The organism is Streptomyces sp. GbtcB6 (genome assembly GCF_019091475.1).
Taxonomy (GTDB): Bacteria; Actinomycetota; Actinomycetes; order Streptomycetales; family Streptomycetaceae; genus Streptomyces; species Streptomyces hyaluromycini.
Genome location: NZ_JAGXJL010000013.1, coordinates 39,392 through 50,480, shown reverse-complemented (window position 1 = coordinate 50,480; position 11,089 = coordinate 39,392). Strand labels below are relative to the sequence as shown.

Annotated in this window: 11 protein-coding genes; 4 read left to right on the top strand and 7 right to left on the bottom strand. The window is 71.5% G+C overall.

The window, feature by feature from the left end; genetic code table 11:
* Positions 1 to 23 precede the first annotated feature (23 nt).
* The gene (locus KVT45_RS22720; protein WP_089103061.1) at positions 24 to 695 is read left to right on the top strand and encodes a FadR/GntR family transcriptional regulator; all 672 of its coding nucleotides are present in this window, start codon (positions 24 to 26) and stop codon (positions 693 to 695) included.
* 152 nt (positions 696 to 847) lie between these two features.
* Positions 848 to 1,885: a PAC2 family protein gene (locus KVT45_RS22715; RefSeq protein ID WP_308310844.1), complete on the top strand. Its 1,038-nt coding sequence runs from the start codon at positions 848 to 850 to the stop codon at positions 1,883 to 1,885.
* A gap of 62 nt (positions 1,886 to 1,947) precedes the next feature.
* Here the strand turns inward: KVT45_RS22715 and KVT45_RS22710 are convergent, their stop codons facing one another.
* The 5 genes from KVT45_RS22710 to KVT45_RS22690 all read right to left on the bottom strand — a co-directional run bounded on the left by KVT45_RS22710 (position 1,948) and on the right by KVT45_RS22690 (position 6,609).
* Entirely contained in the window at positions 1,948 to 2,883 is a 936-nt protein-coding gene (locus KVT45_RS22710; protein ID WP_217550282.1) for an SMP-30/gluconolactonase/LRE family protein, read from the bottom strand.
* 247 nt (positions 2,884 to 3,130) lie between these two features.
* Positions 3,131 to 4,360 carry a cysteine--1-D-myo-inosityl 2-amino-2-deoxy-alpha-D-glucopyranoside ligase gene (mshC, locus tag KVT45_RS22705; protein WP_217550280.1) on the bottom strand — a complete coding sequence of 410 codons (1,230 nt, stop codon included), beginning with the start codon at positions 4,358 to 4,360 and terminating at the stop codon, positions 3,131 to 3,133.
* 92 nt (positions 4,361 to 4,452) lie between these two features.
* The gene (locus KVT45_RS22700; protein ID WP_217550279.1) at positions 4,453 to 5,268 is read right to left on the bottom strand and encodes an SCO1664 family protein; all 816 of its coding nucleotides are present in this window, start codon (positions 5,266 to 5,268) and stop codon (positions 4,453 to 4,455) included.
* A complete protein-coding gene (locus KVT45_RS22695) occupies positions 5,232 to 5,822 on the bottom strand; it encodes a DUF3090 domain-containing protein (RefSeq protein ID WP_089103058.1) in 591 nt (196 codons plus the stop codon). Before KVT45_RS22695 ends, KVT45_RS22700 begins: the two co-directional genes overlap by 37 nt.
* Positions 5,823 to 5,922: 100 nt before the next feature.
* A complete protein-coding gene (locus KVT45_RS22690) occupies positions 5,923 to 6,609 on the bottom strand; it encodes a histidine phosphatase family protein (protein WP_217550277.1) in 687 nt (228 codons plus the stop codon).
* 62 nt (positions 6,610 to 6,671) lie between these two features.
* Here KVT45_RS22690 and corA point away from each other — a divergent pair, with 62 nt between their 5' ends.
* Complete coding sequence (gene corA, locus KVT45_RS22685; RefSeq protein ID WP_217550275.1) at positions 6,672 to 7,676, top strand: magnesium/cobalt transporter CorA; 1,005 nt, start codon at positions 6,672 to 6,674, stop codon at positions 7,674 to 7,676.
* A 30-nt stretch (positions 7,677 to 7,706) separates the two neighbouring features.
* Here corA and KVT45_RS22680 read toward each other — a convergent pair whose 3' ends face one another.
* Together KVT45_RS22680 and KVT45_RS22675 are read right to left on the bottom strand one after the other, a co-directional pair.
* Positions 7,707 to 8,495, bottom strand: a complete 789-nt coding sequence (locus KVT45_RS22680) for a ferritin-like domain-containing protein (RefSeq protein ID WP_217550273.1) — start codon at positions 8,493 to 8,495, stop codon at positions 7,707 to 7,709.
* Positions 8,496 to 8,725: 230 nt separating this feature from the next.
* A complete protein-coding gene (locus KVT45_RS22675; RefSeq protein WP_217550271.1) occupies positions 8,726 to 9,781 on the bottom strand; it encodes an LLM class F420-dependent oxidoreductase in 1,056 nt (351 codons plus the stop codon).
* Positions 9,782 to 10,036: 255 nt separating this feature from the next.
* On the opposite strand from KVT45_RS22675, the gene KVT45_RS22670 reads away from it, so the two are divergent.
* Entirely contained in the window at positions 10,037 to 11,020 is a 984-nt protein-coding gene (locus tag KVT45_RS22670; RefSeq protein ID WP_217550269.1) for an aldo/keto reductase, read from the top strand.
* Positions 11,021 to 11,089: the final 69 nt, after the last annotated feature.

Genomic DNA, 11,089 nt, shown 5'->3' with positions numbered 1-11,089 from the left:
GTCTGGGCGACAGGGAGGCCGGTATGGCAGTCACCGACGAGGCGATCGAGAAGATCAAGGACATGATCGTCTCCGGTGCGCTGCGCCCCGGTGACCGGTTGCCCAAGGAGAGCGAGCTCGCCGCCGAACTGGGCCTGTCCCGCAACTCGTTGCGGGAGGCGGTGCGGGCCCTGTCACTGATCCGGATCCTGGACGTCCGGCAGGGCGACGGCACGTATGTCACCAGCCTGGACCCGCAGTTGCTCCTTGAGGCGATGAGCTTCGTCGTCGACTTCCACCGCGACGACACGGTCCTGGAGTTCCTCGCGGTGCGCCGGATCCTGGAGCCGGCCGCGACCGCGATGGCCGCCTCCCGGATCAGCGAGCAGCAACTGGACGCGCTGGCCGCCCAGTTGGACGCGCTCGGCACCGCGCCCTCGGTGGAGGAGCTGGTCGCCTGCGACCTGGAGTTCCACCGGGGCATCGTGCAGAGCTCGGGGAACTCGGTGCTGTGCTCGCTGCTTGACGGGCTGTCCGGGCCGACCACCAGGGCCCGGATCTGGCGCGGCCTGACCCAGGAGGACGCGGTCGCCCGGACCCTGCGCGAGCACCGGGCGATCCTGGCCGCACTGCGCGACCGGGACGCGGAGGCGGCCCGGTCCTGGGCGACCGTGCACATCGCGAGCGTGGAGCAGTGGCTGCGCAGCAGCCTGTGAAGCGCTTACCGGCTTCCCGAGGTCAGGGGTGTTCGAGGGCTGCGAACGGGGCAGTGATCCGTTCACTCCCCCGTGCAAGGGGGCTGCGGGCGCCCCCGCCTCACGCCGTAAGGTTGGGGCGTACGCGAGGGCACGTCGGAAGGAGGCACTGGGTGATCGAGCTGGAGGGGGTTCCCGAGCTGATCGACCCAGTCATGGTGGCCGCGTTCGAAGGCTGGAACGATGCCGGCGACGCCGCCTCCACCGCGGTCGCGCATCTGGAGCGGGAATGGAAGGGCGAGGTGTTCGCGGCACTCGACGCCGAGGACTACTACGACTTCCAGGTCAACCGCCCCACGGTGTGGATGGACGCCGGCGTGCGCAAGATCACCTGGCCGACGACACGGCTGTCGGTGGTCCGGGTCGGCGGCGCGAAGCCGCGCGACCTGGTGCTGGTCAGAGGCATCGAGCCGTCCATGCGCTGGCGCTCGTTCTGCAACGAGCTGCTCGGTTTCGCCCACGAGCTGGGCGTCGAGCTGGTGGTCGTCCTGGGCGCGCTGCTCGGTGACACCCCGCACACGCGTCCGGTGCCGGTCAGCGGGGTGACGTCGGACCCGGACCTGGCCCAGCGGATGGACCTGGAGGAGACCAAGTACGAGGGTCCTACGGGCATCGTCGGCGTCCTCCAGGAGGCGTGCACGCATGCGGGCGTCCCGGCGGTCTCGCTCTGGGCGGCCGTCCCGCACTACGTCTCCCAGCCGCCCAACCCCAAGGCCACCATGGCCCTGCTCAACCGCCTCGAGGACCTGCTCGACCTGCGGATCCCGCTGGGCGAGCTGCCCGAGGACGCCCGCGCCTGGCAGGTCGGGGTGGACCAGCTGGCCGCGGAGGACAGCGAGGTCGCCGAGTACGTGCAGACGCTGGAGGAGGCCCGGGACACCGCCGAGCTGCCGGAGGCGTCGGGTGAGGCGATCGCCCGTGAGTTCGAGCGCTATCTGCGGCGCCGGGACGTAAGCCCGCCCGGCTCGCCCGGCGGTCACGCCACGGCGGACGGCAGCGACAGCGCGTCGTACCTGCGGGACAACCCCGGCGGCCGGACCCGGCCGCCACGGGCGCCGAAGCCCGACACGCCCGGGACCGCGGAGGACTCCGGGGAAACCGGCGATTCCGGGGACCCGGGCCCGGACGGCGAGGACACCTCCGAGGACTGAACAGGGGCGGTACGCGCAGTGCGTACCGCCCCCTTTTTTTGTTCTCAATTCGGTTTTCGGCGTCAGGCGCCGACCGCGGTGACGGAGTAGGTCGTCTCGGACGTCGGCGTGGTCGTGAAGCGCGCGTTGGGCAGGTAGAGCCGGCCGCCGTACGCGGCGACGGTGGTCGGGACGTCGAAGGCCGGGTCGGTGATCCGGCGCTGGAAGACACCGCTGCGGCCGTCCGCGGCCAGCCGGAAGACGTCGATGGCGTTCTGCCGGTTCTGTACGGCGTACAGCGTGCGGCCGCGGACCAGCAGGCCGTCGCCGTTGGTGAGCGGGGCCGCGTCGCCGAGGTCCACGGCCTCGGTGATCCCGGTGGCCGGGTCGACGCGGTGCAGCAGACCGACACCGGCCTGGACGACGAGGAGTGCGGAGCCGTCGGGGGTGCGGGCGATGCCGTTGGCGTTGATGGCGCCGTCGGCCGACTGGACCCAGTCGCCGGTCAGCGGCAGCCGTACGACGTCCCCGGCGGCCGGGAGTTCGCCGTTGCGGCCGAGCGGGAGGCCGTAGAGCACCGGCTGGTACGACTCGGTGAACCAGGCGGCGCGCGGGGTCAGCACGATGTCGTTGGCGAAGCTCGGGGTGGCGGTGGCGAGGGTGTAGGAGGCGAGGGTCTCGCCGCTGCGGGCGTCGACCACGCGGGCGCCGAAGCTGCGCGCGGCCACGAACAGGCGCCCGCGAGGGTCGAGTTTGAGACCGACGGCGGGGGTGCCGGGGCCGGTCGAGATCACCTTGCCGGTGCCGGTGCGCAGGTCGGCGCGGTAGAGGGAGCCGTCGACGAGGGAGCCGAGGTAGGCGTAGGGGCCGGCGCCGATGGTGATGCCCTCGGGCTGCCAGCCGTTGGGGAGGGCGAGGGAGGTGGGCGCCGCCGCTTGCGCGTGGGGGCCGAGGGTGAGGGCGCCGAAGGTTGCCGTGCCGAGGGTGAGCAGTCGGCGTCGGCTTAAGGGGTGGGCCACGGGGGTGCCTTCCGCGTGGGGGGGACCGGCAGTTGGCCGGTCCGTACGGTCAACTGACCGTGACAGCCCACCACATGTGTCACGTTGAGCACACTCGCGTGGGGTGATCGACAGGGTTTCGACAGTTGGGGGGTGCGCGTCGAAATTTGTCTGCGGGTGCGTTGTGGTTGCTCGCGCAGTTCCCCGCGCCCCTAGAAGAACAAAGACAGGGGTGCGGGGAAGCCGGCGCTTGCTTCGAAGAACCGCTCTAAAGAGCCACGCCCAGCAGGGCGTCCGCAGCACGCGACACGACGCCCGGTGCGCCTGTGTCCGTGCCGCCCTGGTCCTGCTGGAGCGCTGCCCAGCGGTCCACCGCGGCCAACGCGGCGGGCGCGTCCAGGTCGTTGGACAGGGCCTCGCGGATCTCCTCCACCAGGGACTCGGCGGGCGGGCCGTCCGGGCGGGAGACCGCCGCGCGCCAGCGGGTGAGGCGTTCCTGGGCGTCCCGCAGTACCTGGTCGGTCCACTCCCAGTCGGCGCGGTAGTGGTGGGACAGGAGGGCGAGGCGGATGGCGGCCGGGTCGACGCCGTCCTGGCGGAGCCGGGAGACGAAGACCAGGTTGCCCTTGGACTTGGACATCTTCTCGCCGTCGAGGGCGACCATGCCGGCGTGGACGTACGCCTTGGCCATCGGGAACTCGCCGGTGAGCACCTGGGCGTGCGAGGCGCCCATCTCGTGGTGCGGGAATGCCAGGTCGGAGCCGCCGCCCTGGACGTCGAAGGTCATGCCGAGGTGGTCCAGGGCGATCGCCACGCACTCGATGTGCCAGCCGGGGCGGCCGCGGCCGAGGGAGCCGCCGTCCCAGCTCGGTTCGCCCTCGCGGGCGGCCATCCACAGCATCGGGTCGAGGGGGTTCTTCTTGCCGGGGCGGTCGGGGTCGCCGCCACGCTCGGCGGACAGCAGCCGCATCGCGGCCGCGTCGAGGCCCGAGACCTCGCCGAAGTGGGGGTCGGACTCGACGGAGAAGTAGATGTCGCCTTCGAGTTCGTAGGCCGCGCCGAGCTCGCGCAGCCGCTCGACCAGCGGCACGATGCCGGGTATGGCCTCGACCGCGCCTATGTAGTGCCGCGGCGGCAGCATCCTGAGGGCGGTCATGTCCTCGCGGAAGAGGGTCGTCTCCTTCTCGGCGAGGGCGACCCAGTCGACGCCGTCCCGCTCCGCGCGCTCCAGGAGCGGGTCGTCGACGTCCGTCACGTTCTGGACGTAGTGCACCTGCCGCTTGGTGTCGAGCCACACGCGCTGAACGAGGTCGAACGCGTTGTAGGTCGCCGCGTGCCCCATGTGGGTCGCGTCGTACGGCGTGATGCCGCAGACATAGATACGGGCGACGGGACCGGGGTCAAGGGTGACCAGACCGCCGGTCGCGGTGTCGTGGATCCTCAGGTCGCGGCCCTGACCAGGCAGGGCGGGGACCTCGGAAGCGGGCCAGGCATGCATGTACATGAGCGTAACCGGACCCGAGTTCGGTATACGAACCGGACGGCCGGGAAGGCGGTCTTGATCTCGGACCCGGAATGTGCTGGTGGGGGCTATACGGGTGGCCAGGGGATGGCCGGCCACTCGCCGCTCGGTTCCGGGTGCTTGCCGGCGGTGAGCAATGTCTCGACACGGGCGCGTGTGGCGTCCAGCTCGGCCGCGGTGATCAGTTCGGCCAGCCGGGTCCCCAGCGGCCCGCCGAGGGCCTCGCGCAGCCCCGTGAGGACCTCGACGGCCTCGCCGGTGAGGTCCTCCCCCGCCCAGCCCCACAGCAGGGTGCGCAGCTTGTTGTCGACGTTGAAGGTGACGCCGTGGTCGATGCCGTAGAGCCGGCCGTCGGCGGTGGGCAGCAGGTGGCCGCCCTTGCGGTCGGCGTTGTTGATGACGGCGTCGAGGACGGCGAGCCGGCGCAGCCGTTCGTCGTCGGCGTGCACCAGCAGCGCGGTCCTGTCCTCGCCGACCTCGGCGAAGCCGATGGCTTTCCAGCCGGGCTCGGGCTCCTCCGCATCCACCAGGGCGAGCAGCTCGGTGCCCTCGGGGTCGACGTCGATCCACAGCTGGACCATGCCCTCGCCGTAGGGCCCGTCGCGCAGCACGGTGGGCGGGACCAGGTCCCAGCCGGTGGCCGCGGAGACCTCGTAGGCGGCCACCTCGCGCTGCGCGAGGGTGCCGTCGGGGAAGTCCCACAGCGGGCGCTCCCCGGCGACCGGCTTGTAGACGCAGGACGCCTCCGCGCCGTCGTGCGCGACCGTGCAGAACAGCGCCGCGTTGGAGGCGTCGCGGATGCGGCCGCGTACCTTCAGCTCACCGTGGGCGAGCAGCTCGGCGGCGGTCACGCTCCGCGGCGGTATCCGTTCTGGCGCGGACATACGTGTCCTTCCGGGTCGAGCGGGAGGCTGCACAGCGGGCACGGCGGCCGCCCGGCGTTGACGACGTCGAGGGCGCGCTTGCAGAAGGCCCTGGCCTGCGCGCCGGTCAGCCGGACCCGCAGCATCGGGGGCCCGTTCTCCTCGTCCTGGAGGAGCCGCTCCTCGGCCTCGGCGAGGTCTTCCTCGGAGTCGGCGTCCAGCTCCACGAGGGCCTGCGCCTCGACGATCATGCGCTCTTCCTCGCCGTCCCAGGCGAGTGCCATGGTGCCGACGCGGAACTCCTCCTCGATGGGGGTGTCCAGCGGGGCGCTGTCGGCGATCTCGTTGGGTGCGACGGCGGGGACGGAGGCGTTGCCGCCGCTGCGGCGCACGACCTCGTCGAGGAGTTCGTCCATGCGTTCGGCGAGCGCGGCGACCTGGGTCTTCTCCAGGGCCACGCTGGTCGTCCGGGGGCCGGCCGTGGCCTGGAGGAAGAACGTACGGCGTCCGGGCATTCCGACCGTGCCCGCGACGAAGCGGTCCGGCGGATCGTAGAGGAACACCTGACGGGACACGTCCTGTCTCCATGGGAATCGAGAGTGCATGGCATTGGGGGCGACGACACGACCGGTGAGGTCGCCTACGTGGATCGCTTCACCCTACTGCGGCTGACGATCACGGCGCGCCGGCGCCGCCACCGACCGCGGCGTCTTCCCCGGGAGGTTCCTCGCGAGGGGCGAGGGAGGCGAAATCCCCGGTGTCCCCGAGACGAACGAGAAACGGCCTGAGGCGGGTGTAACGGATCGCGGTGATCGAACACGGTTCGACGGAGATCCGCTGGAAGAGGTCGAGATGCAGACCGAGCGCGTCCGCGACCAGGGACTTGATGATGTCACCGTGCGAGCACATGAGGTAGACGGCGTCCGAGCCGTGGTCGCGCTCGACACGCGCGTTCCACTCGCGTACCGCCTCGGCGGCGCGGGTCTGCATGGCCCGCATGGACTCGCCGCCGGGGAACGCGGCCGCCGACGGATGGGCCTGGACGACCTCCATCAGCGGCTCGTCCTTGAGCTCGGCGAGCTTGCGGCCGGACCAGTCGCCGTAGTGGGCCTCCCCGATCCGCTCGTCGGTGTGCGCGGTGAGCCCGGGGCGGGCGTCGAGCAGCGGGCGGAGTGTCTCCTGGCAGCGTTGCAGCGGGCTGGTGACGATCTCGGAGATGGGCAGCCCGGCGAGCCGGCCGGGCAGCGCGGCGGCCTGGGCGGCCCCGCGCTCGTCGAGGGCGACGCCCGGCGTCCAGCCGGCGAGCACACCGGAGGTGTTGGCGGTGGACCGTCCGTGCCTTACGAGGATCAGCGTGGGCATGCGGCCCAGGGTAGGCGCACGCCGAAGTGCGCAGCTGGGCGGGCGACGGGAGAATACGCTCCGTGATCGTCGATTGCGCCATCTACCGGGACGGGGAGCGGACGGAGACGCCGCAGGACTTCTCCGACGCCCTCGCGGAGGCACGCGCGCGTGGCGACAGCTTTCTGTGGATCGGCCTGTACGAGCCGACGGAACGCGAGTTCGACCTGGTCACCGACGAGTTCGGGCTGCATCCGCTGGCTGTCGAGGACGCTCTCACGGCTCACCAGCGGCCCAAGCTGGAGGTGTACGACGACTCCCTGTTCGTCGTCCTGAAGCCGGTGACGTACGAGCCGAAGAGCGACACGGTGACCTCCGGCGAGCTGATGATCTTCATCGGGGACTCCTTCGTGGTCACCGTGCGCCACGGGACGCCCTCGCCGCTCGGCGACATCCGGCGGCACCTGGAGGAGCAGCACGAGATGCTGAAGCACGGTCCGACGGGGGTGCTGTACTCGATCTCCGACGCGGTCGTGGACCACTACCTGGAGGTCGCGACCGAGCTGCAGAACGACCTGGAGGAGCTGGAGGCGGAGGTGTTCTCGCCGAGCGGCGGCGGGTCCCGGCACACCGCGTCGCGGATCTACACCTTCAAGCGGCAGATCCTGGAGTTCCGCCGGGCGACGGTGCCGCTGGCCCTGCCGATGACCAAGCTGGCGGGGGTGGGTCCGTACGGCAGCGGTATGACGGTGCCCTTCGTGCAGGAGTCGGCCCGCCCGTTCTTCCGGGACGTCAACGACCATCTGATGCGGGTGAACGAGAACGTGGAGGCGCTGGACCGGCTGGTGTCGGACGTCCTCGGCGCCCACCTCGCGCAGATGAGCGTGCGGCAGAACGACGACATGCGGAAGATCTCCGCGTGGGCGGCCATGGCCGCCGTCCCCACGCTGATCGCGGGGATCTACGGCATGAACTTCGACCACATGCCCGAGTTGCACTGGATCTGGTCGTATCCGGCGGTGATCCTGTTCATGGCCTGCCTGGAGCTGATGCTGTACCGGCTGTTCAAGCGCCGCGGGTGGATGTGAGCGGTCTCCGCGCAGCGGTCGGGTCCGGACTCAGGCGAACTCGGGGGCGGTGGTCGCGGGCCCGCCCAGGGCGTTCCTGCGCTCCGGCATCCGCAGCGAGACCATGCGGCGCCAGCCGGCGGCGCGCTCGTAGGCGTAGACCGCGTGGATGCCGAACGCGAGGAGCGCGGACCTGGACCGCGGCCAGCCGAGGATGCGGCCCATGCGGGCCATGACGGCGAGGCTGACGTCCCGGTGGATGCGGATCTCGGCGAGGGCGCAGGCGCGGAGGGTCTGCTGGATGGCGCGGCCGTGCCCGGCGGCGGCGAGGCGCAGCAGTTCCTCGTGGCAGTAGGCGAGGTGGTTGTCCTCGTCACCGGAGATCGCGCGCACCGCGCGGCCCACGTCCTGGTGGTCGGCGAAGTACCGGCGCAGCAGCTCCATCTGCTCGGAGGCGCGCTGCTCGGTGACCCGGCTGTGGGCGAGGTAGGTGACGATGTCCGGCACGGTGAGCGGCCGGTCGGCCCGGAGCCGGTCGTGGGCGAGCCCGATGCCGTGCCGCTCCAGGATCATCGTGTAGTCGGTGTCGGCCGGCACCGGAACGGGCGTCAGCCCGCGCTTCCTCAGCAGGGCGTGGAAGATGCGCCCGTGCTTGTCCTCGTCGGCGCCATGGCGGGTGATCTTGGGGGCGAGGTCGCGTTCGCTCCGCGGTACCAGCGCGGCGATCCGCGCGTTCTCCCAGCCGCCCTGGGACTCCCCGCCGGCCGCGATGGAGCAGAAGAGCCGGAAGGACTCGTCGTTGTCGAGGATCTCCTGGAACAGACTCCTGGCCGAAAGCATCGTGGGCACCTCTCCGGAGGACTCACCAAACCCGCAAAGAACGAGTCAAATGCCGCTTCGGAGTGGCTGCAACAGGGGTGCGGGCGGACTCGGCCGAAAGGAGGAGCACCGGGGTCACACCGGGGGCGTAACCGCGCGGGCACCGGCGCGTTGTTCTGCGTGACGGCCGTGGCGGGGAAGACCCCCCGAGCCCCCACCACGGCCGCGGACTTCTCTCACCTCTCAGGTGTTCACGCGAGCCCGGCGCGCTCCAGGGCCTCGGCGCCGGCCCGCAGCGAGGCGAGCCGCTCGTCCAGGGCGAAGCCGGCGGGCGCGAGGGAGAGCGTGGTGACCCCGGCGGCCGCGTAAGCCTTCATCCGGTCGGCGATCCGGTCCACGGAACCCAGCAGCGTCGTCTGGTCGATCAGCTCCTGCGGTACGGCGGCAGCGGCCCCGTTCTTGTCCCCGGACAGGTACTTGTCCTGGATGTCGGCGGCCTCCCGCTCGTAGCCCATGCGCTGGGCGAGCTGGTTGTAGAAGTTCTGCTTGCGGCTGCCCATGCCGCCGACGTACAGCGCGGTGTAGGGCCGGAAGGTGTCGGCGAGGGTGGCCACGTCCTTGTCGTCGCCGACGGCGAGCGGCAGCGTCGGGCAGATGTCGAACCCGTCGAGGGTCTTGCCGGCCTTCTCCCGGCCCGCGCGCAGGTACTTCACGGCCGTCTCCTCCAGGTGCTCGGCGGAGGGGAAGATCAGCAGCGCGCCGTCGGCGATCTCGCCGGTCTGCTCCAGGTTCTTCGGGCCGATGGCCGCGATGTAGACCGGGATGTGCTCGCGCTCGGGGTGCACGGTCAGCTTGATCGGCTTGCCGGGACCGCCCGGCAACGGCAGCGTCCAGTGCTCGCCCTCGAACGACAGCCGTTCCCGGCTCATCGCCCGGCGCACGATCTCCACGTACTCGCGGGTGCGGGAGAGCGGCTTGTCGAACTTGACGCCGTACCAGCCCTCGGAGACCTGCGGTCCGGAGACGCCGAGGCCGAGCCGGAAGCGGCCGCCGGAGAGGGAGTCGAGGGTCGCGGCGGTCATCGCGGTCATGGCCGGCTGCCGGGCGGGGATCTGGAAGATGGCCGAGCCGACGTCGATGCGCTCGGTCTGGGCGGCGACCCAGCTGAGCACGGTGGCGGCGTCGGAGCCGTAGGCCTCGGCGGCCCAGCACACGGCGTACCCGAGCCGCTCGGCCTCCTGCGCCACGGCCAGATTGTCCCCGTCCATCCCGGCGCCCCAGTAGCCGAGGTTGATCCCGAGCTGCATGGCCGTTCCCCTTACCGATCAGTAACGTCGCTGTTGCGAAGACCTTAGCGCGGTCGATTTCCGGGTGGGAGATCGGTCGTGGTCCGACTGCGGGTCGTGGGGGCTGGTCGCGCCCACGCGGCGGAGCCGCAAATCGACAAGGCCCCGCGCCCCTTGGTTGGGCGAGTCCCGTCCCTTCGAAGTCCCCCCGCCCTGGGGTAATCGGTTATCCACAGGCAACCCAACGCACCAGCTCTGGCCAGTAATCTCGCGGGCATGGAGCAGAGGCATCTCGGCCGCACCGGCCTGCGCGTGTCCCGGATCGGACTCGGCACCCTCACCTGGGGCCGGGACGTCGACGAGCACGACGCCGCGGACATGCTGAAGGCGTTCTGGGAGGCCGGCGGGACCCTTGTCGACACCGCGGACGTGTACGGCGACGGAGAGGCCGAGTACCTCCTCGGGCAGCTCATAGAAGGGCTGGTGCCGCGCCGGGACCTGGTCATCTCGACGAAGGCGGGCAGCGTCCCCGACCCGGACCGGCGTTTCAACGGCTCGCGCGGTCATCTGCTCGCCGCGCTGGACGCCTCCCTGGCCCGCCTCGGCACCGACTACGTCGACGTCTGGCACGTGCACGCCTACGACCCGGACACCCCGCTGGAGGAGACCCTCCAGGCCCTCGACCTGGCGGTCAGCACCGGCCGGGCCCGGTACGCCGGGGTCTCCAACTTCTGCGGCTGGCAGATCGCGAAGGCGGCGACCTGGCAGCTCGCGGCGCCGGGCACACGCACCCGGCTGGCCAGCACGCAGCTGGAGTACTCGCTGCTCCAGCGGGGCATCGAGCGCGAGGTGCTGCCCGCCGCCCTCGACCTGGGCATCGGCCTGCTGCCGTCCTCCCCGCTGGGCCGGGGCGTGCTGACCGCCAAGTACCGGCACTCCACCCCCTCGGACTCGCGCGGTGCCTCCGAGCATCTGGCGCCCTTCGTCGAGCCGTACCTCGACGACACCGCGACCCGGATCGTGGACGCGGTGCAGACGGCGGCGGACGGGCTCGCGGTCACCCCGCTCCAGGTGGCGCTCGCATGGGTGCGGGACCGGCCGGGCGTGGCCGCGCCGATCGTCGGCGCGCGCAACGCGCAGCAGCTCGCGGGGGCATTGTCAGTGGAGGCGCTTACTCTTCCTGACGAGATCTGCCGGGCGCTCGACGACGTGTCGGCGCCCGTGCACCGCTATCCCGATCACGACTGGAGCACGCTGTGAGCACGGAGCCGGGGCCGGGCGCCAAGCCCGAGGCCGACGAGGACACGACGGCCGGGGGGACGGCGGAAG